Annotated in this window: 17 protein-coding genes and 1 pseudogene; 9 read left to right on the top strand and 9 right to left on the bottom strand. The window is 72.8% G+C overall.

What is annotated here, in order from left to right; genetic code table 11:
- Positions 1-2: 2 nt before the first annotated feature.
- A complete protein-coding gene (locus ACFRIC_RS05565; RefSeq protein ID WP_382779788.1) occupies positions 3-290 on the bottom strand; it encodes a metal-sensitive transcriptional regulator in 288 nt (95 codons plus the stop codon).
- 82 nt (positions 291-372) lie between these two features.
- On the opposite strand from ACFRIC_RS05565, the gene ACFRIC_RS05560 reads away from it, so the two are divergent.
- The 3 genes from ACFRIC_RS05560 (at position 373) to ACFRIC_RS05550 (ending at position 3978) form a co-directional block, all read left to right on the top strand.
- A complete protein-coding gene (locus ACFRIC_RS05560; protein WP_382779785.1) occupies positions 373-945 on the top strand; it encodes a rhodanese-like domain-containing protein in 573 nt (190 codons plus the stop codon).
- Positions 946-1036: 91 nt separating this feature from the next.
- A complete protein-coding gene (locus tag ACFRIC_RS05555; RefSeq protein WP_382779782.1) occupies positions 1037-2791 on the top strand; it encodes an ABC transporter ATP-binding protein in 1755 nt (584 codons plus the stop codon).
- Positions 2792-3075: 284 nt separating this feature from the next.
- Positions 3076-3978, top strand: a complete 903-nt coding sequence (locus ACFRIC_RS05550) for a helix-turn-helix transcriptional regulator (protein ID WP_382779779.1) — start codon at positions 3076-3078, stop codon at positions 3976-3978.
- A gap of 50 nt (positions 3979-4028) precedes the next feature.
- Here the strand turns inward: ACFRIC_RS05550 and ACFRIC_RS05545 are convergent, their stop codons facing one another.
- The gene (locus ACFRIC_RS05545; protein WP_382779776.1) at positions 4029-4325 is read right to left on the bottom strand and encodes a hypothetical protein; all 297 of its coding nucleotides are present in this window, start codon (positions 4323-4325) and stop codon (positions 4029-4031) included.
- 172 nt (positions 4326-4497) lie between these two features.
- Here ACFRIC_RS05545 and ACFRIC_RS05540 point away from each other — a divergent pair, with 172 nt between their 5' ends.
- On the top strand, positions 4498-4863 hold the full coding sequence (locus tag ACFRIC_RS05540; protein WP_326783928.1) for a nuclear transport factor 2 family protein: 366 nt from the start codon (positions 4498-4500) through the stop codon (positions 4861-4863).
- A gap of 228 nt (positions 4864-5091) precedes the next feature.
- On the opposite strand, the gene ACFRIC_RS05535 is transcribed toward ACFRIC_RS05540, so the two are convergent.
- Positions 5092-6150 (bottom strand): polyprenyl synthetase family protein, encoded by a 1059-nt coding sequence (locus tag ACFRIC_RS05535; RefSeq protein ID WP_382779772.1) that lies wholly within the window; start codon positions 6148-6150, stop codon positions 5092-5094.
- 173 nt (positions 6151-6323) lie between these two features.
- Here ACFRIC_RS05535 and ACFRIC_RS05530 point away from each other — a divergent pair, with 173 nt between their 5' ends.
- Entirely contained in the window at positions 6324-7568 is a 1245-nt protein-coding gene (locus ACFRIC_RS05530) for a glycosyltransferase (protein ID WP_382780822.1), read from the top strand.
- 61 nt (positions 7569-7629) lie between these two features.
- Here ACFRIC_RS05530 and ACFRIC_RS05525 read toward each other — a convergent pair whose 3' ends face one another.
- Positions 7630-8301 (bottom strand): TetR/AcrR family transcriptional regulator, encoded by a 672-nt coding sequence (locus tag ACFRIC_RS05525; protein WP_382779770.1) that lies wholly within the window; start codon positions 8299-8301, stop codon positions 7630-7632.
- 226 nt (positions 8302-8527) lie between these two features.
- Here ACFRIC_RS05525 and ACFRIC_RS05520 point away from each other — a divergent pair, with 226 nt between their 5' ends.
- A complete protein-coding gene (locus ACFRIC_RS05520; RefSeq protein WP_382779767.1) occupies positions 8528-9787 on the top strand; it encodes a YncE family protein in 1260 nt (419 codons plus the stop codon).
- Between the two features lie 7 nt (positions 9788-9794).
- Here ACFRIC_RS05520 and ACFRIC_RS05515 read toward each other — a convergent pair whose 3' ends face one another.
- Together ACFRIC_RS05515 and ACFRIC_RS05510 are read right to left on the bottom strand one after the other, a co-directional pair.
- A complete protein-coding gene (locus ACFRIC_RS05515; RefSeq protein ID WP_382779764.1) occupies positions 9795-11663 on the bottom strand; it encodes an endoglycosylceramidase in 1869 nt (622 codons plus the stop codon).
- 111 nt (positions 11664-11774) lie between these two features.
- A complete protein-coding gene (locus ACFRIC_RS05510; protein ID WP_382779762.1) occupies positions 11775-13760 on the bottom strand; it encodes a GTP-binding protein in 1986 nt (661 codons plus the stop codon).
- A 216-nt stretch (positions 13761-13976) separates the two neighbouring features.
- On the opposite strand from ACFRIC_RS05510, the pseudogene ACFRIC_RS05505 reads away from it, so the two are divergent.
- Together ACFRIC_RS05505 and ACFRIC_RS05500 are read left to right on the top strand one after the other, a co-directional pair.
- Positions 13977-14198 (top strand): annotated as a pseudogene (locus ACFRIC_RS05505) (XdhC family protein); the annotation flags it as partial.
- Positions 14199-14312: 114 nt separating this feature from the next.
- Positions 14313-15473, top strand: coding sequence for an XdhC family protein (locus ACFRIC_RS05500; protein WP_382780819.1), 1161 nt, complete (start codon positions 14313-14315; stop codon positions 15471-15473).
- A 17-nt stretch (positions 15474-15490) separates the two neighbouring features.
- On the opposite strand, the gene ACFRIC_RS05495 is transcribed toward ACFRIC_RS05500, so the two are convergent.
- Positions 15491-15997, bottom strand: a complete 507-nt coding sequence (locus ACFRIC_RS05495) for a metallophosphoesterase family protein (RefSeq protein WP_382779759.1) — start codon at positions 15995-15997, stop codon at positions 15491-15493.
- A 12-nt stretch (positions 15998-16009) separates the two neighbouring features.
- Positions 16010-18442, bottom strand: a complete 2433-nt coding sequence (locus ACFRIC_RS05490) for a SpoIIE family protein phosphatase (RefSeq protein WP_382779756.1) — start codon at positions 18440-18442, stop codon at positions 16010-16012.
- 300 nt (positions 18443-18742) lie between these two features.
- On the opposite strand from ACFRIC_RS05490, the gene ACFRIC_RS05485 reads away from it, so the two are divergent.
- The gene (locus ACFRIC_RS05485) at positions 18743-20911 is read left to right on the top strand and encodes a SpoIIE family protein phosphatase (RefSeq protein WP_382779753.1); all 2169 of its coding nucleotides are present in this window, start codon (positions 18743-18745) and stop codon (positions 20909-20911) included.
- Between the two features lie 175 nt (positions 20912-21086).
- On the opposite strand, the gene ACFRIC_RS05480 is transcribed toward ACFRIC_RS05485, so the two are convergent.
- Positions 21087-22454, bottom strand: a complete 1368-nt coding sequence (locus ACFRIC_RS05480) for a S1 family peptidase (protein WP_382779750.1) — start codon at positions 22452-22454, stop codon at positions 21087-21089.
- Positions 22455-22620 lie beyond the last annotated feature (166 nt).

The following is a 22620-nucleotide window of genomic DNA, read 5'->3' as shown; positions in this document are numbered from 1 at the left end:
GCTCAGGCGAGCGACAGGAAGAGCTTCTCCAGCCTGGCCCGCATCTGATCGGTGTCCTCACCGTTCCTCGCGCCCTTCTCCACGTCGGTCAGGCACTGCTGGAGCCCGGTGGCGATGATCGCGAAACCGGCCCGGTCCAGGGCGCGGGAGGCGGCGGCGAGCTGGGTGACCACGTCTTCGCAGTCCCGCCCCTCCTCGATCATCCGGATCACCCCGGAGATCTGTCCCTGCGCCCGGCGCAGCCGGTTCAGCACCGACTTCAGCTCGTCACCCGCGAGTTCCAGTTCCACGAAGACTCCTCAATCCATACCCCTAGGGGTATCTTACTCCGCCCCCGCGGGGCACCCCCGAAGAGCAAGGATGACACTCCGCATGAACACCCCCGTCTCCCTCGACGCCGACCAGGCCCGCGGCCGCCTCGGCGAGCTGACCGTCATCGACGTCCGCACCCCGGGCGAGTACGCCTCCGGCCACCTGCCGGGCGCCCTGAACGTCCCGCTGGACCGGCTCCGCCACGCGCTGCCCGTGCTCGGGAACGCCCGCACCGGACTCCTCGTCGTCTGCGCCTCCGGCAACCGCTCGGCGAACGCCTGCGCCCTGCTGGCCGAGCACGGGGTGGCGGCGGCCACGCTCACCGGCGGCACCGGCGCCTGGGCGGAGCGCGGGCACGAGCTGCACCGCCCGGCCACCACCACGCGGGCCGGCTGGTCCATGGAACGCCAGGTCCGGTTCACCGCCGGAACCGTCGTCCTCACCGGCCTCGCGCTCGGACTCCTGCACCCCGCCTGGCAGTTGCTCTCCGCGGGTGTCGCGGGCGGCCTGGTCCTCTCGGCGCTCACGAACACCTGCGGGATGGCCGCGCTGCTCTCGAAGCTCCCGCACAACCGGCCTCGTGCGGCGGACCTCGACGCCACCCTCGCGGCCCTCGCGGACCGCGTGTCCTGAAGTCCGCGCCGACCGGGGGCAGTCGGGACCGGCCCGCCCGGGCCGCCGACGTAGCCTGAGGGCTCCGTCCCCCACTCCCGCGAGGAGCGCCGTGAGCCTGACCGAGGCCGAGCCCGAGGTGCCCGCGTGGCGCCTGCTGCTCGGGTACGTACGACCGCACCGCCGGGCCCTGTTCGGGGGCGCGCTGCTGGCACTCGCGACCGGGGCCACCGGTCTGCTGCTGCCCCTGGTCGCGCGCGGGCTCATCGACGATCTGTCGCACGACCGCCCGATCGGACGGGCCCTGCTCGGCATGGCGGCCCTGGTGGTGACCAACGCGGCGGTGGGGGCGCTGGGTTCGTACGTCCTGCGGCGCACCGCGGAGTCGGTGGTGCTGGGCGCGCGGCGCGCTCTGTCCTCGTATCTGCTGCGGCTGCGCATACCCGCCGTGGACCGCAGCGAGCCCGGCGACCTGATGGCGCGCATCACCTCCGACACGACCCTGCTGCGCGAGGTCACGACCGATTCCCTCGTCGGACTCGGCACCGGTGGTCTCACGCTCGTCGCGACGGTGGTCATGATGGGCCTGGTCGACCCGGTGCTCCTCGGCGTCACGCTGGGGGTGGTGCTGTGCGCGGGTTCGGTGCTCGGTGTGATCGTGCCGCGCATCAACCGGGCGAGCAGACGGGCCCAGGACGCCGTCGGGGTGATGGGGGCCTCGCTGGAGCGGACCCTCGGCGCCCTGCGGACGATCAAGGCGTCGGGCGCCGAGCACCGTGAGGAGCGCGGCGTCCACGAGGCCGCCGAGGAGTCCTGGCGGCAGAGCGTGCGGGCGGCCCGGTGGTCGGCGGCCGCCGGCAACACGGCGGGGCTGGCGATGCAGGTCGCCTTCATCACGGTCCTCGCGGTGGGCGGCGCCCGGGTCGCGACCGGCGCCATCGACGTCGGCACCCTGGTCGCCTTCCTGCTGTACGTGTTCTATCTGATGTCACCGATCCAGCAGGTGGTCGGCGCGGTCACGCAGTACCAGACGGGGGCCGCCGCGCTCGCCCGCATCCAGGAGGCGCTGCGGCTGCCCGCCGAACCCGCCGCCCTGCCCGCACCGCTGCCGGAGCCGGGCGCGGAACCGGCGGCGCTCGCCTTCGAGGACGTCCGCTTCCGCTACGCCGACGATCTGCCGTACGTCCACCACGGCGTGACGTTCGCCGTCCCGGCCCGGGGCCTGACCGCGTTCGTCGGCCCCTCCGGCGCGGGCAAGACCACCGTGTTCTCGCTCATCGAGCGGTTCTACGAGCCCGAGGCGGGCGTCATCAGCGTGGACGGCCGCCCGCTGGAGGAATGGGAGCTGCCCCGGCTCCGGTCCGTCATCGGCTATGTGGAGCAGGACGCGCCGGTGCTGTCCGGCTCGCTGCGCGACAACCTCCTGCTCGGCAACCCGGGGGCCGAGGAGGGCGAGCTGACACGGGTGCTGAAGACGACGCGCCTCGACGGGCTCGTGTCCCGGCTTCCGAACGGTCTGGACACCCTCGTCGGGCATCGCGGCACCAAGCTGTCCGGCGGCGAGCGCCAGCGCGTCGCCATCGCCCGGGCCCTGCTGCGCCGCCCCCGGCTGCTGCTCCTGGACGAGGCCACCTCGCAGCTCGACGCGGTCAACGAGGCGGCGCTGCGCGACACGGTCGCCGATGTGGCCCGTACGACCACGGTCCTGGTCGTCGCGCACCGGCTGTCCACCGTGACGACCGCCGACCGTATCGTCGTGATGGACGCGGGCCGCGTCCGCGCCGTGGGCACGCACCGCGAACTCGTCGCGGCGGACGCCCTCTACGCGGAACTGGCCACCACCCAGTTCCTCGCGACCGCGGGGTGACCGCGAAACCATCACCGCGAAACGACGGCCGCGCACCATGACCGTGGCTCGGTGACCACGGCTCCATGACCGCGCCCCGGCCCGCGGGGACGCCGACGCGTCGGCGGCACGCCCGGCCCGCCGGCACCACCCTCCGGCGGAGAAGCCCGCGGGATTTCCTTGGCGACGGTCCGGCTCTCCTCTATGGTGATGCCCTTCTTTCCGCCCCGGGGGCGGTCGTCCGCGCACGGCCGGCCCCGACCGGGCGGCGAGCACGTCCCACCCGGATACGCAGGCGACTGATCATGGTCAAATACCGATACCCGGCCGGGCAGGCCGCCCCCGGGATCATCTCCGCGGCCCCCGTCGGCCCACCCGCCGGCCTGGAAGTGATCTCGCTGGCCGCGCTGCGCGCCCGGACCCGCGCCCACGGCACCGGTCTCGGCGTACCGCAGCGCCCCGGCTTCCACCAGGTGCTCACCCTGGCCTCCGGCACCCTGCGCCAGACCGTGGACTTCACCGCCCACGACGTCGAGCGGGACTCCTGGCTGTGGACCCGCCCCGGGCAGGTCCTGCAGTGGGGCGATCTCACGCGGGCCGAGGGGACGCTCATCGCCTTCGAACGGGACTTCCCCGGCGCGGCCACCGTCCGCGCGGCCCGGCTCGACGATCCGCACGGCCGCGTGCTGCGCACCCCGGAAGGCGGTGCGGCCGCCTCGTTGCGTGTGGCGACCGAACATCTGGAGCACGAGTTCCAGGCACCCGGGCGGCTGCCGCGCGACGCGCACGGTGCCGTGCTGCGTCATCTGCTGGACGTGCTGATCCTGCGCCTGGCCCATCTGGAGGGGTCGGACACCCCCGTCACCGGGCCCAGTGAAACCTTTCTTCGATTCCGCGCGACCGTCGAGCGGGACTTCGCCCGCACCCGGCGGGTGGACGACTACGCCCTCACCCTCGGCTACTCCGCCCGTACCCTGTCCCGGGCCGCCCTCGAATCGACGGGGATCGGCGCCAAGGAGTTCATCGACCGCCGGGTGATCCTGGAGGCCAAGCGGCTGCTCGCGCACACCGACCTGGCCGCCGCCCGCATCGCCGACCGGCTCGGTTTCTCCAGCGCCACGAACTTCGCCAAGTACTTCCACCAGCGCGCGGGGCAGGCCCCCATCGCGTTCCGTACGGCGGTACGCGGACGCGGGGAGGCGGGGTGATCCACACCTCCCCTGCCCCGCGTACCGCCGCGTGACCCGAACGGCAGGCCCTAGGCCTCGATGCCCGGGAGCAGGCCGGTGACGGGGGCGGCGAGGTCGGTCACCTGGTGGAGCTGGTTCAGCTCGTACAGCCTGTTCAGTCCCCCGAGCTGGCTGGAGGGCCGGGGCAGCCGGCTCTGGGCCGCGGCGGGGATGTTGTTCGTCGCGAGGGAGTCGAGCGTGGTCATGGGGCTCAGCTTCGCGGTGTCGTGAGCTTCGGAGCCCGCGGCCGTCGCCATCGGCGCGGCGAGCCCTGTGACGCCGACGGCGAGACCAACGGCGGCGACGATACGTCGTGTTGAGATCATGCAATGAGCAACGGCCGCGGCCCCGGGACGGACACGGCCCGGTCCCCGCGCTCACCCGAGAGGCGCATCGGGCGTCTGCGTTTGCCGTGGGCCCCGAGGCGGAGGACGCTCGATACTGAGGCGCTTCGCGGTCGGCTCGTGGCCGGTCCGCGCCTTCCTGAGGAGGTCACCCATGGGCACAGCGGCAGCCCCCGCCTTCGACACCGAGGCGCTGCGCCGGGGCATTGAAGGACACAGTGCGGCAGATCTCCTGTCGCTCTACGCGGACGACGCGGAACTGCGCATCGTCGACCGCAACACCCAGCCCAGTCACCCGATGGTCAAACACGGCCGCGCCGAGATCGCCGAGATGCTCGACGACGTCTACAGCCGGGACATGACGCACAAGATGGACCAGTGCGTCGTCCAGGGCGATCACGTCGCCTACACCGAGACGTGCGTGTACGCGGACGGGGTGCGGGTGATGAGCACGTCGATGATGTCGCTGCGCGACGGCAAGATCATCGAACAGACACTGGTCCAGGCATGGGACGAGTAGGGAGGAACTGGCCGAAGGTCCAGGTCACGTCTCGTGTGACCTGGACCTTCTCCGCGGGCGCCGCGATGGGCAGTTCCCGTCCGGACCGTCGCCGCCGGGCCGCGGTCCGGGCGGCGGGCCTGCGGGTGTCCGCCTCCCTGCTGGACTCGCTGCTGCGGACCGCGCGTTCGCGGCAGCACCCCCCGGCACCTCGTCCGCCCCGAAGGCTGCGCATCCGGCCGCGGTGAGTCACGCCCGCCCTGTACCCGTCGGCGTCGAGGGCGCCGCGACGTCGCCGTCAGAGCTGGGTCGTGACCGCCCCGGCGACCGGTTCGGCGCCCGGAGCAGCATGGGGGACGCCCGGTCCACGAAGTCGCGCAGAACCGCCGAATGGGCCGCGTCGCCGCCGAGTTCGCGCAGGAGACGGTGGGCCCGGTCGCGGAACGCGCTGATGTCCTCCTCGTACCGGCGCAGCACGTCGGGCGCCAGCAGGACGCCGGTGAGCGCCTCCCGTCCCTCGGGCGAGTGGCGTCCGGCGGCGTGCAGTCCGAGGACGTCGGCCGCCGAGTCCGGCCCGGCGTTCTCCACCGCGCAGGCCAGGAGATACGTCACCGTGCCGTTCGCGAGGTCTTCGTCGCGGCCGGTCAGGATGTCCTGCTGGTCGTTGAAGAGCTGCCACAGGATGCCGAAGACGTTGCCGAACTCCCGCCAGAGTTCCACCCTTTCGTCCGAGCAGCCGGCCAGACGCGCCGCCATGGCGGTGACCATGCTGTACGGCGCCCCGGACTTCCCGAGGTACGCCGTGACGACGGCGTCGCACGTGACCTCGTCCACGTCGGCGCGAAGGTCCCTCAACTGCCCCTCGGTCGCGCCGATCCAGCACCGCACGATCTCGGCCGACAGCGGGCCGCGCGCCTCCTCCGGGATACGGGGCGACTGAACGACCAACAGGGGAAGGGGTATTCCGCTGATGACGGTGGCGAGCAGCGCCTCGCTCTCGCGGAGCGCGCCGGCGGCGAGGACGGCCTGGCCGTCGGCGAGGTCGTCCAGGTAGCACGCGGAGGTCCACCACAGTTCATGGACGACGGCCAGCGGGACGGCCGGTCCGGGCGCCCCCGTCTCCACTCCGTGGACGATCATCGGCAGAACGGAGTGGGGGTAGGCGAAGGTCCGGTGAGCCAGGAGTTCGGCGACCGCGGCCCGGACGGACGCGGCCGCCGGGCCGAGCATGTCGAGCGCCGCGTTTCGCTCCGCGTCGATGTCCGCGGACATCTCCCCGTGCAGATCCAAGTACGACTTCGCTCGCACGCAGTCCACCCCCACCACTGAATTGTTCGAGCGCCGATTCGATCATTCGCCATGATGGCGAGCCAGAGCAATTTTGCGCCATGGCCGGTTTGCCGAGAGTCGCTTCCGGCAGCGCGAGGAGCGGGTCACAGGGTACGAAACTCGCCATACTGGATCCCGTGCGCGTTGCGATCATGACGGCGGGTTCACGGGGCGACGTGGCGCCGTTCACCGGACTCGGGCACGGCCTGGTGCGGGCCGGGCACGAGGTGACCCTGGTGACGCACGGATGTTTCGCCGGTCTGGTGCCGGGCTCGGGGGTGGGGTTCCACCCGCTGCCCGTCGATCCGCGGGCCGAGCTGGAGTCCGGGCCGGGGCGGCGGCTCCACCGCAGCGCCACGGGCGCCGGGAAGGTGGTCGGGCTCGCCGGGCTGGCGCGGTCGCTGGCCGGGCGGCTGACCGACGGCATGATCGCGGCTGCCTCCGGCGCCGACGTCCTGCTGCTGTCCGGTTCGCTGGGACCGCTCGGGTACGCGGTCGCGGAGGGGCTGGGCCTGCCCAGCATGGGAGTGCACCTTCAGCCACTGGAGCCGACCGGGGAGTTCGCGCCACCGGTGGCCGCCGCCGGATCCTGGGGGTCCGCGGTCAACCGGGCGGCGGGGTACGGGGTGAACCTCGCCGTCGAGCGGGTCTTCGCGCGGACGGTACGGGAGCTGCGCAAGGAGCTCGGCCTGCCGCCCGTGGGGACCGTCGCGGCCCGGCGGGCCCGTGAGCGGCGGGCCTGGCCGGTGCACCACGGGTTCAGCCCCCTCGTCGTGCCGCGGCCGCGGGACTGGAGACGCGGGCTCGACGTCTCCGGCTACTGGTGGCCCTACGCGAGCGAGGACGCCCGGCTCCCCTCCGCGCTGGAGGACTTCCTGGACGCCGGCCCCGCTCCGGTGTTCGTGGGCCTCGGCAGCGCGACGGTTCCCGATCCCGGGCGGCTGAGCGGCGAGATCGTGCGCGCGCTGCGGGCCGCCGGGCTGCGCGGGGTGATCCAGCGGGGGTGGGGCGGGCTGCACGCCACCGGCGAGGACATGTTCACCGTCGACGAGGTGCCGCACTCCCTGCTGTTCCCCCGGATGGCGGCGGTCGTGCACCACGCCGGGGCCGGCACGACGGCGGCGGGGCTGCGGGCCGGGATCCCCGCCGTGCCCGTGCCGGTCCAGTTCGACGAGGGTTTCTGGGCGGCCCGGCTGGTCGCTCTCGGGGTCGCGCCGGGCACCCTGTCGCCCCGCCGTCTGCGCGCCGAGCGGCTGGCGGCGGCCCTGGTCCGGGTGACCACGGACCCCTCGTACCGCCGGAACGCACGAAGCCTGGCGGAACACCTGCGCACGGAGGAAGGGGTGGCCCGGGTCGCGGAGGCCCTCACCCGTCTCGAACACCCCGGACGGTCCTGAGGGCCGCGGACCCGCCCCGCCTCCGCCCGCCCCGGCTGTCTATGAGCCCCGCCCCGGCTGTCTACGAGCCCGGGGCGCCGTCCGTGACCCATCCCGCGGGCCGCAGGATCGCCAGGAGCTGGCGGACCAGTTCCTCCACCACCTCGTCCAGGGTCGCGTCCACCCAGCCGGCGTTCCAGTCGTGCAGCAGGCCGTTCACGCTGCCGATGAAGGCGGTGGCGGCCAGCCGGTAGTCGCGCGGCGCCGCCTCCCCGCGGGCCACGGCGCCGGCCGCCTCCCCGCAGATGAACTCCACCCACCGGGCCCGGCGGGCGAGCCGCTGCTCCTCCAGCCGCGCGCTCACGCCGATGATCTCCACGAAGGTGATGCGGATACGGCGCGGATCACTCGTCACGTTCGCCGCGTAGGCGCGGAAGAGGGCGGTGGCGCGCTCGGCGAGCGGCAGGTCGCGGGCCTCGGCGAGCGCGTCCAGGGCGGCCCGCTCGGCCCAGTCGTTGACCTGGAGATGGAGGACTGCCAGGACGTCCTCGAGGCTGCGGAACGCCTCGTAGAACTGGCGCGTGGACAGTCCCGCCGCCTCGCTGAGGGCCGCCACGGTCGTGGACCGGTAGCCGGGCCCGGCGCCGAACAGTTCCAGCCCCGCGTCGAGGAAGCGACGGCGGCGCTCCGCCTGCCGCTCCTCCGCCGTCCGGCCGCCGTACCGGCCGGTGGGCCGTCTCACCCTGCCGTCCACGCGTTCCTCCCCTGGCCCCAGCCGGCGTTCGCCCCTTCGGCGATTTTCTCGTGCACCGCCCCTTGTGAAGAGGCTCCCCCAGTCCTTACTTTCCAGTAAGCACACTTTGAAAGCACGCGTGTTCAGATTGCACCTTGTCATGATCGCGTCATTCTGACGTCGCGCACGCACAGCACGCGCTCCCGGTCCACCGACCCGCACTCCCCCACTACGACAGGGACCCTCCATGTCCGTGCTCAGAGCCAGACACCTCTGCACGCTCGCCGCGGCCCTCACGCTGACCCTCGGCGGCACGGCGACCGCCGCGTCCGCGGCCGCCGCCCAGGCCGGCACCTCCGATCTGCGCGAGGTGATGTTCGTCGGGAACAACTGGGAAGGCACCGCGGACGTCATCAAGTCCACCGGCGACTTCGCGAAGGTCGGCCGGGTCGACGTCATCCCGGACAAGGCCGAGCGGATGGCGGCGATCAACGCCGACCCCATCAAGTGGGCCTACTTCATGGGCATCCGCAACGGCGTCGGCGAGGGGCACGACCAGTTCGTCGACGACATGTACTCCACGCCCGACGGACGGTCGGTGGTGGTCTCGCGCCCGAGCTTCGCCGACGTGGTCTCGATCGACCTCGCCACCGGACGGATCAACTGGCGTTTCGCCGTGTCGGGTTACCGCTCCGACCACATGGCCGTGTCGCCGGACGGCACCCGGGTCGCGGTGTCGGCCTCCACCGCGAACACCGTGCACGTGCTCGACATCACGACCGGCAGGCAGCTCGGGTCGTTCGCCACCGGCGACAAACCGCACGAGAACATCTTCACCCACGACGGCAAGTACATCTGGAACATGGCGATCGGTGACGTGACCACCGCTCTCGACGAGCCCTGGCTGGACTGGACGAAGGGCGACCGGAAGATCACCGTCGTCGACGCGGCCACCTTCAAGCAGGTGAAGGTGATCGACATGCGCCAGCGCCTCGACGCCATCGGCCTCAGGGACTACTCCGACGCCGTGCGCCCGGCCGTCTTCTCGCCGGACGAGTCCAAGCTGTACTTCCAGGTCTCGTTCTTCAACGGCTTCCTGGAGTATGACGTGGCCACCGACAGGATCACCCGGGTGAAGACCCTCCCGAAGAACCCCGCGACGAGCAGCGACCGCACGACATGGGTCAACGACTCGCGCCACCACGGCATTTCGATGAACCCGTCGGGCACCGCGCTGTGCGTCGCGGGGACCATGGACGACTACGCGACGGTCGTCGACCGGGCGACCCTCCTGGAGGGGCCGCTGATCCCCGCCTCCAAGCCGTACTGGGCGACCGTGAGCGGCGACGGCAAGGACTGTGTCGTCTCCGAGAGCGGTGCCGACCAGGTCACCGCCATCGACTTCGCCACCGGGCGGAAGACGGTGTCGGTGCCGGTCGGCGACCATCCCCAGCGGGTCAGGCTCGGCCACGTCGAGGCGAACTGGACAGGGCCGGCCAGCAGTTGACCGGTGCTCAGCCGAATCGCGCGGCGGCCCAGGCGGCGAGTTCGGTCCGGGCCCCGTTCAGCAGGGCGGCGGACGGAGCGGTGGCCCCGTTCGTGACCAGCGCGTAGTGCACGGTTCCCGGGCCGGACGCGGTGAGCAGGAGGCGTCTGCTTCCGGCCCCGCCCGGCTCGGGAGCCACGGCCACGGGGGTCGTCGTGGTGTAGGCGGGCGGGGACACCAGAGCGCCGAGGTCGGACACCACCGTCGTGGCCGAGGCGGGGAACGAGGCCGGCAGATGGAGCTCGGTCGGCGCGGACCCGCCGTCGGAGCGCCAGAAGAGCACTCCGTACTGACCGGTTCCCACCAGTTGGGAGACCTGGGGAAGGGTCGAGGGCACCGGGTTCCAGGTCAGCGTGGTGGAGCCGTCGCGGGAGCGGTCCTCGTAGGTGAAGGCGAGGGTGGAGCCCGCGGTGGCGCCGGGGTACAGGCGGTCCAGGAGCCGGGCGTCCTGGCGCAGGACGGCCGTTCCCGAGTCGTCGAGGCGCACGGCGGAGAGGTCCTCGTCGTTCCAGGCGTCGCCCGAGGTCCGAACCTTGTCCGGGTTGTCGTTCATCAGCTCGTGGTGCCGGCCGCTGTAGATGTCCCACTGCCACTGGGTGCCGGACAGGACCGGTCCCGAGGACGCCGTCCCGGTCCACCAGCCGGCGCCGGTCAGACGGGAGTCGAGGGCCTGGTACATCGCCTTGTCGACCGTCGGGGCCTTGTCCGAGACCGTGCCGGAGAGCGGATGGCCGAACTCGCTGACGACGGCCGCGGTCCCGGCGGCCGAGGCCCGGTCCCGGACGGCCGCGAAGTCGCTCGCGTACTGGCCGTCCGACGCCTTGCCCCACATGAGGATGCCCGAGATGGCCTTCTGGTCGTAGAAATGGGTGTTGAACGCATAGCGCGGACCGAGGGTGCCCGCGTCGAGCAGTCCGCCCTCCTGCTTCTGGGAGGAGATGTTGGCGTTCCAGAAGAGGTTCGGTTCCACGAAGGCGGGCTTGTCCTGCCAGCCGGCCGCGTCCATGCGGGCCCGGAACCTCCCGTAGAACGGCCAGAGCAGGTCGCGCTCCCAGGTACGGCTCGTCCGGCCCGACTCGTAACTGCCCGCGTACGGCTCGTTGTACGGGTCGAAGCCGGCGACACCAGCGAACTCGGCTGTGGTGAGGTGCCGGCGGACGTACGTCATCGTGGCCTCGGCCGTGGTGAGGAAGGCGTCCTGGAGCCCGTAGGAGTTGTGCCAGAAGTCGTACTGCGCGGCCTTGACGGCGTTGTTCTGGGTGATGTTCTGGCCCCAGAACAGGCAGATGCCGCAGGACTCCTGCGGATAACCGCCCGCGGTCACCGCCCACTTGGGGGCGCCGTCGCCCGAGTACCAGCTTCCCGGGTTGAAGAGGTGGCGGGAGTAGAGGTCCTGGTGGAAGTCGGGGAAGACACGGACGCCCGCGTCGAGGAAGGCGCGCATCTGGTCGGTGGCCGCGGCGAGATAGACGGTGTCGACCTGGCCGCGGACCGGTTCGGCGTGCGCCCAGGAGAGCAGGAAGCGCACGGAGTTGCCGCCGCCCAGGGCGCGCAGCGCCGCCGCGGACTTCGTCGCGTCGGCGACCGACGCGAAGGGCAGTCCGCCGTTCTCCTCCAGTTTGGTCTCGCCGGAGACGTTGTAGCCGCGCAGCACGACCTCACGGCCCAGGCCGTCGGTGAAGCGGCCGTTCGCGACCGTGAGAGCGGCGGCGGCCGGCTGGTCGAACCAGAGGGAGTCGGGGAGTCCGTCCGCGGCGGCGGGCCGGGTGCCCGCCGCCGTGAGGAATCCGGTGAGGAGTACGAGGACGCCGAACAGACGCGCACGTAATCTTGGCATGCTCGCAACAGTCCTGCGAGTGCCAGAGGCCGTCAACACCTCTGACTCATGAGTAAGTTTCTGGTTTCTCCCGGCCTCGCGCCGCGCCCGTGAGCTCCGCCGTCCGCGGGTTCAACCTCCCACCCTGCGGGTCAGGTTCAGCAGATACTCCTTGCGGTCCAGCGGGTTCAGATCGGTCCGGGGACGGTCCGGGATCACGTCCCGGGCCACCGCCGCGTAGTGGTCGAAGGCGCATTCGAGCTCGCCCTCTCCTCGCGTCGGGCCCGGGAGCTGCTGCTCCAGCTCGTGCGCCCGCACCACCGGGAGGATCCCCTCCAGCACGCACGAGGATCCGTGGATCCGGGTGGTCCGCGGCACGGCACGCTGCCGGGCCAGCAGGGGCAGCACGGCGCCGAGGGTGTCCGCGGGCACCTCCAGACGGAACTGGTGCATCGGCTCGTACACCTGGGTCCCGGCCGCGCGCAGGGCGGCGGTCAGCACCAGCGGGGTCAGACCCCTGAAGTCGGCGCCCGTGCTGGACATGCTCTTGTCGAAGCCCTGGTGGGCATGGCTCTGGCGCGGCGAGTAGCCCGAGTGCGTCATGGTGACGACGCAGTCGGTGACCTGCCAGCCGTGCAGTCCCTGTCCCAGCGTGTCCGCGACGGTGTCCTCGACCGCCTTGAAGAACGCGTACGGCATCGATCCGAGTTCGACCTCCAGCCGGAACTCCACGCCCGAGCCGATCGGCGCCGGCTCGACGCGCAGGCCGACGGTGGCCAGGAACGGATTGGGGTCCTTCTTGTTGAACTCGACCGCCGCGCCGGTGCCCAGGGGCCGTTCGACACAGAGCGGGGTGGTCTCGCGGAACAGGACGTCGACGCCGAACTCGTCGGCCAGGGTCGCCTGGAGGACCTCCTTCTGGACCTCGCCGTAGAGCGACACGGAGATCTCCCCGCGCAGTTCGTCGTGCCGCAGACCGATGAGCGGGTCCTGCTCGGCGAGTTGGGTGAGCGCCGTGTGCAGCGCGCCCTTGTCGGCCGGGCGGCCGGGGGTGACGACGGTCTCCAGGGTCGGCGGGGCGAAGTGGTGTTCCCCGGTCGGCGAGTGCGGCGCCTCGCCGATGGTGTCGCCGATCCGGACGGCGCCCAGTCCCCACAGCTTGCCGATGCGTCCCGCGCTCACGGACGCCTCGCGGACCGCCGCGCCCTGGTCGAAGACGCTGATCGCGGTGACCTTCCCCTCCTCGCCGTCGCGCAGGGTGAGCCGGTCGCGGGTGCGCAGGGTTCCCGAGAACATCCGCGCGTACGCGATCTTCTCGCCGGCCGCTCCGCGTTCGACCTTGAAGACGGTGCCCGACAGCGGCCCGTCGGCGTCCGCCCGCGCCACGGGCAGCAGCTCCCGGACACCGGCGATCAGCTCGGTGACGCCCGCGCCCGTCATGGCCGATCCGAAGAACACCGGGTGCACCAGGGCCTGCCCGGTCTGCCGGACGAGCGCGGCGCGCAGACGCTCGTACGACACCCCGTTTTCGACGTACGCGGCGAACAGCTCCTCGTCGTGCCCGGCGAGGGGGTCGAGGAGGTGCGGTCGCAGCCGGTCGGCGGAGTAGGGGGCGAAGGACGCGGCCCGCGTGCCCAGTCCGCCGGGCTCGCCCATGGGGACGATCGCCGGGGTGAGACGTTCGGAGATCTTGGCGAGGATCTCCTCGTGCCGGGCTCCGCGTCGGTCGATCTTGTTCACGAAGATCAGCGTGGGGATGCGCAGCCGCTGGAGCGTCCGCATCAGCACGCGGGTCTGCGCCTGCACGCCCTCCACGGCCGAGACGACGAGGACGACGCCGTCGAGCACGCCGAGGACCCGTTCCACCTCGGCGATGAAGTCCGGGTGACCGGGGGTGTCGATCAGGTTGACGGTGAGGTCGTCGATCGCGAAGGAGACGACGGCGGATTTGATCGTGATGCCGCGCTGCCGCTCCAGCGCGAGGAAGTCGGTCCGGGTGTTCCCGTCGTCGACGCTGCCGATCTCGTCGATGACCCCGACCGTGTGCAGCAGCCGCTCGGTCAGGCTCGTCTTACCGGCGTCTACGTGCGCCAGGATTCCCAGGTTGAGCATATGCACCGGGTGTCATGTCCTTTGAGATGAGAGTGATTCCTTCCTGGGTGGACATGAACGGTGCTCGCATGTGCTGCTCCTCGGTCCCGGTGAACACGTTCCCGCCAGTGCAGCAGGCGGCCCGCCGGGACGGCAACGCATTAACGCTCAACGAAATCCCGCCGCGGGGCGGATCCTGGAAGGTGACCCGCGAGGGCGTGGCCACGGCGAGAGGAGCGGGCGATGCGTGACATCCTCCCGGCGCTCCGCGCCTGGTACGCGGCGGGCTCGCCGTTCGGACTGGCCACGGTGGTCGCGGTCGGCGACAGCGCGCCCCGCGACCCGGGCGCGGCCATGGCGGTGGGGCCCGGGGACGAGGTCGTGGGCAGTGTGTCCGGCGGCTGTGTCGAGGGCGCGGTCTTCGAACTGGCCCGGGAGGTGATCGCCTCGGGCGAGGCGCGCCTGGAGACGTTCGGGTACAGCGACGAGGACGCCTTCGCCGTCGGCCTCACCTGCGGCGGGGAGATCACCCTGCTGGTCCGGCGGGTGTCGCCGGCCGACGATCCCGCCTTCGGCGCGGTGGCCGAGTCGGTGGCGGCGGGCCGCCCGGTGACGCTGGCGACGGTCCTGGACGGCCCGGCTCCACGGGGCGCGACACTGGCCGTCCGCCCCGAGGAGCCCGTGCCCGTCGGCCCGACGCCCTCCGGTGCTCCGCAGGGCACGCCCGGTCCCAAGCCCTCCACCGCCCCGGACGGCCCACCCGCCGCGACGGGACCCGCCGGCACACCGGGCTCCGCGGGCCCCGACGGCGACGCCGCCGCCCGGGCCGACTCGACGGGCCCCGGCCGTACGCCCGGCCCGGCGGGCCCTGACGGTGCCGCCTCCGCCCCGGCTGGCTCGACGGGGGTCGACCGTGCGCCCGGCCCGGCAGGACCCCACGGCGCCTTCTCCGCCCCGCCCGGCCGGGCGGATCCCCACCGCACGTCCGGTGCGAGCGGTCCGGACCACACGCCCGACTCGGCAGGCCCCGACGCTGCCGTCTCCGTCCCGCCCGGGCCGGTGGACCCCGTCGTCGAAGTCGTCGGGTCGCTCGGGGCCGAGGGGCTGGATGTCGCCGTTGTCGCCGATGCCTGGGGGGAGCTGGCTCAGGGTGCGACCGGGTGTCGGCACTACGGGCCGCACGGTGAGCGGCGCGAGGACGCCGTCACCGTGTTCCTGCACTCCTTCGCGCCACCCCCGCGCATGCTCGTCTTCGGCGCGATCGACTACGCGTCCGCCGTGGCCCGCATCGGCTCCTTCCTCGGCTACCGGGTCACGGTGTGCGACGCCCGTCCGGTGTTCGCCACCGCCGAACGCTTCCCGGCGGCGGTCGAGGTGGTCGTGGACTGGCCGCACCACTACCTGAGCGCCACGACGACCGACGAGCGCACGGTGATCTGCGTCCTGACGCACGACCCCAAGTTCGACGTGCCCCTGCTGGAGGAGGCGCTGCGCCGCCCGGCCGCGTACATCGGGGCGATGGGCAGCCGCCGCACCCACGACGACCGCCTGGAGCGGCTGCGCGCGGCCGGCGTCCCGGAGCAGGAGCTGTCCCGGCTGCACTCCCCCGTCGGGCTCGACCTCGGAGCCCGTACACCTGAGGAGGTGGCCGTGTCCGTAGCCGCGGAGATCATCGCGTCGCGCTGGGGCGGCAGCGGGCTGCCCCTGACGGTCAGGGGCGGGGCCATCCACCCACGCTGAGCCGGGCCGCTCCCGGATCAGCCCGTGCGCGGGGGCAGCCGGTGCAGGGTCAGTTCGGTGAGCCGGCCCTCGGTCGCCGTCGCCGTCATGTACGTGCAGTACGGCTGGCGGCGCCGGTCGGTCGGGGAGCCGGGGTTGAGCAGGCGCAGCCCGGTGGGCGCGGTGCTGTCCCAGGGGATGTGGCTGTGGCCGAAGACCAGGACGTCGAGGCCGGGAAAGCGGCGCGCGCAGCGCTGTTCGCGGCCCTCCGCGGAACCGGTCTCGTGGACGACGCCGAAGCGCAGACCGCCCAGCTCGGCACGGGCGACCTCGGGGAGCCGGGCCCGCAGGTCCGGGCCGTCGTTGTTGCCGTACACGCCGACGACCCGCCGGGCCCGGGCCTCCAGCAGGTCGAGGGTCGCGGTGTCGACCCAGTCCCCCGCGTGGATGACGACGTCGGCCGCCGGGAGCTCGGCGAGCAGCGCGGCGGGCAGTTCCCGGGCCCGCTTGGGCAGGTGGGTGTCGGACATGATCAGCAGCCGCACGGCTTCACCTCGTCAGTCGAGCGCGATCTCGCTCCAGACCTGCTTCCCGCCGCTCACCGGCACCGTGCCCCAGGTCGCCGACGTCGCCTCGACGAGCAGGATGCCACGGCCCCCGGTGGCCTCCCAGCCGATGCTGGTGGGCTTGATCGGCGTGCGGGGCGAGTTGTCGGCGACCGCGATGCGCAGGCGGTGGTTGACGAGGGTGAGGTCGAGCCTGACCTGGCCGTCGGTGTGCACCAGGGCGTTGGTGACGAGTTCGGAGACGATCAGCAGGGCGGTGTCGGTGTACGCGCCGACGCCCCAGCTCCGCAGGGCGCGCCGGGTGTAGCGGCGGGCGTGCCGGACCGCCTCGGGGACCCGCCAGACGGTCCAGCTCTCGCGCAGCGGCAGGACCTCCATGCCGTCGTACCGCATGAGCAGGAGGGCCACGTCGTCGCTGCGGTTGGCGCCCGTGAGCAGCTCGTCGGCGACGAGACCGAGGTGGGCGGGGTCGGAGCCGGCCAGGCCCTCGGCGAGCCGGTTCAGACCGTCCTCGACGTCGACCTCGACGGACTCGACCAGTCCGTCGGTGGTCAGCGCGACGATGGTGCCGGGCTGGAGCCTGAGCGGGCTCATGGGGAAGTCGGCCTGCCGGATGACGCCGAGCGGCGGCCCGGTCTCCGACTCGGGGACCTCGGTGCGGCCGTTCGGGTGGCGCAGTACGGGCGGGATGTGTCCGGCGCGTACGTACCAGGCGGATCCCTCCTCCATGTCGACGTCGACGTAGCAGCAGGTGGCGAAGAGGTCGGTCTCCAGATCGAGCAGGAGCCGGTTGGCGTGCGAGACCACCACGTCCGGCGGGTGCCCCTCGACGGCGTAGGCGCGCAGGGCGGTGCGCATCTGGCCCATGACGGTCGCGGCCGAGGCGTTGTGCCCCTGCACGTCACCGATGACGAGGGCGACGTGGTTGTCGGGCAGCGGGATGACGTCGTACCAGTCGCCGCCGACGTCCAGGCCCGACGTGGTGGGCAGATAGCGGGCGACGGCGACCGCGCCGGGCAGCCGGGGCAGCCGGCGCGGGAGCAGGGTCCGCTGGAGCATGCCGATGAGCTCGTGCTCGGCGTCGAAGGCGTGGGCGCGCACGAGGGCCTGCCCGGCGAGGCCCGCGGAGGCGGTGAGCAGGGCTCTTTCCTCGGGGCCGAACTCGTGCGGGGCGTCCCAGCCGATCAGGCAGGCGCCCGCCATGCGGCCGCCCGCGGGCAGCGGCAGGACGGCGAGTCCGCCGGGGCCGACCTCGGCGAGCGCGGGCTCCAGGTCCGCGCCGGCGGGCCAGATGGCGGGCCGTCCCTCGTTGAGGGCCGCGGCGAGCGTGGGCATGGCCCGGACGGGCGCGTCGGGCCACTCCGAGCGCCATTCGCTGCGCCACAGCTCCGGCCAGACCTCCGGCTGGGGCGGGTCGAGGAGTGTGACGACGAGTCGGTCGCCCTCCAGCTCGGCGACGGCGATCCGGTCGGCCTGGAGGGGCTTGCGCAGGGCGGCGACGACGGCCTGGCCGACGTCGCGGACGGTGCCTGCGGTGGCGAGCGCGGCGGCGAGCCGCTGGACGCGGCCCACGTCGCTCAGTCCGGAGCGCAGCTTGGAGGCGTCGGAGACGGTGCCCACGAGCCGTGCGGGACGGCCCTCGGCGGACGGCACCAGCCGGGCGCGCAGCCGGAGCCACTTGTGGCCGCCGGACGGCTGGAGGATCCGGAACTCCAGCTCGCGTTCGCCGATCGACATGTGGTCCGGTTCGACCGCGGACATCAGGGCCGGGAGGTCCTCCGGCACGGCCATCGACAGGAGGGTCTCGACCTTGCCGTCGAAGGCGGTGGGGGACAGTCCGAACAGCTCGAGCACGTCGTGGTCGACCTCGACGTGTCCGGTGTCCATGGCGAGGCTGAACGAGCTGGCGGGCAGGTCCGCCGCCGTGTCCGGCGGCGGCGCGGGCGGGACGACGACGGCTTCGGAGATCATCCCGAGGCAGGCCCGGTCCTCGGCGCCGAAGCCGGCGGGGCCGTCGCTGACGGCGACCATGCAGCCGTTGTCCCGCAGGGGCAGGACGGCCAGTGAGAAGTCCTGCGAGGCCAGTCGCCGGGCGTCGGCGCAGCGGGCTAGCTCCTCGGGCCCGAGCCAGCACGGCTGTCCCGAACGCAGCGCCTCGGCGGCCGGGGAGCCGCCGGACAGGGGGTAGCTGTCGCGGAGCCCGTACAGCGTCCTGGGCACCCCCGCGGACTCGGCCAAATGCAGTTCACCGCCGCTCGCACTCGGTGAGTACACGGCGGCCACGGTCGCACCGGTGAAGACGAGTGCCTGTTCCAGCAGGCGGTGCAGCCGTTCGCGCGGGTCGAGATCCGCGGTGAGCGTCTTCAGGGCAAGTTCGGCACGCGACGTTCTCGTTCCGCGTTCCGCAGCACCCTCACTGACCACGCCGTCATTACAGCGCTTCCCGGGCTCGGGCGCAGCCCCTGTGACCGTTCCGAACGCGTCGGGCCTGCGGTGGAGGCCGTGCGGGACGGCCGATCGAACGAAATCGAATCCGCCGGGGTTCTTGTGATTCACACAGCGTTCTCATGACGAAAGGGACGGTTCGTGTCGCGCCCGGCCGGGACACGGCCGGCCGGGCGCGGCGCCCGCCCGGGGGACGGGGCGGCTCGCCGTGCGCGTTCGGCCGACAGGGGGGAGCCTTGTCCCCTGGAGGGCGGAGGTCGTGGACGGCCCCGCGAGGAGGTGGTCGCCGTGTCCGAGGGACTGGAGACCGCGCAGGCGCCGGCCGGTCGGCCGGCCCCGGTGGGACGTCCGCTGCTGTCGCTGGCGCTGGCCGCGATGATGGACGACGTGGACGCCCACTCCGGAGCCGTCTATCTGCTGTCCGCCCAGGAACCGGTGCTGGAGATGACGGTCTCCGCTGGGCTGCCCCGGGCGTTCGCCGCGCCGTGGGAGCGGGTGGGGCTCAACGCGCCGATCCCGGTCGCGGAGGCGGTGCGGGGGCGGCGGCTGGTCTGGGTGGGGGGCGAGCACGAGATGGCGCGCAGGTATCCCCGGATCGCGGTGGTGCTCCCGTATCCCTTCGCCCTGGTCGCGCTGCCGGTGGCGACGCCGGGCACGGTGTACGGCGCCGTCTACGTGACCTGGCCGGGCTCGCATCCGTCCGACCTCTCCGACCGGGAGCGCGATCGCCTCACGGCGGCCTGCGACCGGCTCGCGCTGCGGCTGGAGCGGGCTGCCGCGGAGAACCGGCCGCTGCACCCCGAGCCGGACCTGCTCACGCCGTACCCGGCGGCGCCGGGCGGCGCGCTCGGCTCGGTGGAGGCGGCGCGGATGGCGGGGCGGCTGCCGTACGGGCTGTGCTCGCTGGATCTGCACGGGCGGGTCGGCTTCGCGAACGCGGCGACGGCCGAGCTGCTCGGGGTGCCCGTCAGCGGTCTCCTGGGCACCCAGTTGTGGGCGGCCGTGCCCTGGCTGAACGACCCGGTCTACGAGGACCGCTACCGGGCGGCGCTGATCAGCCAGCACGTGACCTCCTTCGTCGCGCTGCGTCCGCCGGGCGACTGGCTGTCGTTCCGGCTGTATCCGAGTACGAGCGGACTGAGCGTGCGGATCGCGCGGGCCCGGCCGGTGTCGGAGATGACCCGGGCGGGACCGCAGCAGCGCGACGGCAGCCCCCGCCTGGTGACGATCTCCCACGTGCTGAGCCTGGCGAGCGCGCTGACGGAGGCGGCGGGCGTGCAGGACGTGGTGCAGCTCGTGGCGGACGAGATCTCGCCGGCCGTCGGCAGTCAGTCCCTGGTCGTCCTCGCCAGCCGGGCCGGGCGCATGCACGTCCTCGGGCACCGGGGTTATCCGGACGCGCACGTCGTGGAGCGCTTCAACGGGCTGCCGCTGAGCGAGCAGACCCCGGGCACCCAGGCGCTGAACACCGGTGTGCCCGCGTTCTTCGACTCGCGTGAGCAGTTGGAGCGGCTGTACCCGGCACGGAACGCGACCCCCGACGGCATGGGCGCGTGGGCGTATCTGCCGCTGGTGGCCTCCGGGCGGCCGGTGGGCACCTGCGTCCTCGGGTACACGCAGTCCCACCACTTCGCGGCCGACGAGCGCGCGGTGCTGACCAGTCTGAGCGGGCTGATCGCCCAGGCGCTGGAGCGCGCCCTGCTCTACGACGCCAAACTCCAGCTCGCACAGGGGCTGCAGGCCGCGCTGCTGCCGGCGTCGCTGCCGCCGCTGGCCTCGATCGAGGCGGCGGCGCGCTATCTGCCGGCGACCCAGGGCATGGAGATCGGCGGGGACTTCTACGACATGGTGTCCTCGGACGGCCGGGCGGCGGCGGTGATCGGGGACGTGCAGGGGCACAACGTGACGGCGGCCGGGCTGATGGGGCAGATCCGTACCGCGGTCCGCGCGTACACGGCGGTCGGGCAGGCGCCGGAGGAGGTGATGCGGAGCACCAACCGGCTGCTCATCGACCTGGGCACCGAGCTGTTCGCCAGTTGTCTGTATCTGCGTCTGGACCCGGCGCGCGGGGTCGCGGTGATGGCCCGGGCGGGGCATCCGCCGCCGCTGCTGCTCCGGCCGGACGGCAAGGTGAAGGTGCTCGACCTGGCGGGCGGGCCGCTGCTGGGGATCGACGCCGACGCCGTCTATCCGACGACCGAGGTGCCGCTCGTCCCCGGTTCCGTGCTCGCCCTGTACACCGACGGTCTCATCGAGTCCCCCGGTGTCGACATCGAGGACGCGCTCGCCGACCTCGCGCGGCGGCTCGCGGCGAACGGGCACCAGCCGCTGGACGAGCTGGCGGACACCCTGCTCCAGCAGGGCGGGGAGGCGACGCGGGAGCGGCCCGACGACGTCGCGCTGCTCCTGCTGCGGGTCCGGCCGCACGGCGGGGCCGACGCCGGATGAGGAGCGGTCCGACCCTCCCGCCGGAGGGCCGGACCTGTCCACTGTCGACCGGAATTCCCTGTTCCGTTGGCCGGTCAGTGGTTCTTGATCGCCGGTTCACCCGGCTTCACGGGGCGGACACGAGGTCCGGACCCTCACCCGTGACCGCGGCCGGCCACGCGGCCGCGGCACCGGACTAGTGGTGCTTCCTGCGGGTGTGGTGCCCGGCGTTCTGGCCGGTGCCCGCGCCCGCCGCGTCACTGGCGGTGGCGCTCGGGTCCACGGCTCCGCCGGCGCCCGGGTCCACGGCGCCCGCGCTCGGGTCCACGGCACCCGCGCTCGGGTCCACCGCGTCACCGCCGGCGCCCGGGTCGGCCGCGCTCGCACTCGGGTCCACCGCTCCGCCGGCACCGGCGTCACCGGCACCCGCGTCACCCGCACCCGCACCCGCGTCACCGGCGCCCAGCGTCGCGCCGGTCGCCGCCAGGGCGGTGGTGACGGGCTGGAAGAAGGTCTCGCCGCCGGCCGTGCAGTCACCGCTGCCGCCGGAGGTCAGTCCGACCGCGCCGCCGTCCTGCGTGAACAGGGAGCCGCCGCTGTCGCCCGCCTCGGCGCACACGTCGGTCTGGATGAGGCCCGTGACGGTGCCCTCGGGGTAGTTCACGGTGGCGTTGAGACCGGTCACGTTGCCGTCGTGCAGACCCGTGGTGCTGCCCATCCGGAAGACCTGCTGGCCCACCGCGGCCTCGACGGCCTGGTTGATCTGGACGCTCTGCCCGTTGCCCACGTTGACGGCGCTGTTCGTCTGCGTGGCCGGGTCGTCGTACTTGACGAGCGAGAAGTCGCCGTTGCCGGGGAAGGTGGCCTGGTCGACCGTCGCGATGGGCTGACCGCCCTGCGCGTCCGACCACTGGGCGGCGGCGACACCGCAGTGACCCGCGGTCAGGAAGGCGGGGGTGCCGTCGCCCGCGGTGACGTTGAAGCCGAGCGAACAGCGGGCGTTGCCGCCGAAGATGGCGTCGCCGCCGTCGACGAAGGTCTTGAGGGTGCCGGCCGACTTCGAGAGGGTCGCCACGCCGGAACCGAGGTTCTTGACGGTCGACTCCACGGTGTTCCACTTGGCGCCCGTGACGGTGGAGTCCGCGGTCACGCGGATCTCGTTGGTCTTCGGGTCGACGGACCACGAGGTGCCCGGGATCGAGGCGTCGCTCTTCAGCGTCTTGGCGGCGGCCGTCAGTTCGGCGGTGCTGTTCTGCACCTGGTGGGCCACCGCACCGGCCCGCTCGATCTGGTTGACGACGTTGCTGTTGTTACCGACGACGTTGATGACGAGCTGCTTGTTCGCCGCGTCGTAGTACGAGCCGGCGAACGCGTCACCCAGTTGGGAGGCCAGCATGGAGGCGACGTCCGAGACGTCGTTCGACTTGAAGGTTCTGGGAGTGGCGGCGTCCCCGTTCGACTGCGACGCGTTGGCGTTGGGCAGCAGCAGGGCCGCTGCTCCGAGCGCCGCGACGCCGCCTACCGCGATGGCGGCCTTGCGCTTGGGTATCCGTTTGTGACTCAACTCTTGACCTCCTGGGGACGGGGTCGATGCCGCGTCCGGCAGCTGACTAGGGGGGCGCCTGCTTGCCGGTTGATACGCGTGTGCCACCCGGGGTGTTCAACTGCCATTGCAAATTGCGGAAGTTGACTTCGCCAAAGTCGTCGATTGCGGAGACAACCGGGTCATT

Source organism: Streptomyces sp. NPDC056738 (genome assembly GCF_042790435.1).
Lineage (GTDB): Bacteria > Actinomycetota > Actinomycetes > Streptomycetales > Streptomycetaceae > Streptomyces.
This window is presented reverse-complemented; position numbering and strand designations above follow the sequence as displayed.

Bases quoted from the DNA above. Each gene is read 5' to 3' on its own strand.
- ACFRIC_RS05560 (WP_382779785.1), top strand. From the start codon at position 373: ATGAACACCCCCGTCTCCCTCGACGCCGACCAGGCCCGCGGCCGCCTC.
- ACFRIC_RS05550 (WP_382779779.1), top strand. From the start codon at position 3,076: ATGGTCAAATACCGATACCCGGCCGGGCAGGCCGCCCCCGGGATCATC.
- ACFRIC_RS05545 (WP_382779776.1), bottom strand. From the start codon at position 4,325: ATGATCTCAACACGACGTATCGTCGCCGCCGTTGGTCTCGCCGTCGGC.
- ACFRIC_RS05540 (WP_326783928.1), top strand. From the start codon at position 4,498: ATGGGCACAGCGGCAGCCCCCGCCTTCGACACCGAGGCGCTGCGCCGG.
- ACFRIC_RS05530 (WP_382780822.1), top strand. From the start codon at position 6,324: ATGACGGCGGGTTCACGGGGCGACGTGGCGCCGTTCACCGGACTCGGG.
- ACFRIC_RS05520 (WP_382779767.1), top strand. From the start codon at position 8,528: ATGTCCGTGCTCAGAGCCAGACACCTCTGCACGCTCGCCGCGGCCCTC.
- ACFRIC_RS05515 (WP_382779764.1), bottom strand. From the start codon at position 11,663: ATGCCAAGATTACGTGCGCGTCTGTTCGGCGTCCTCGTACTCCTCACC.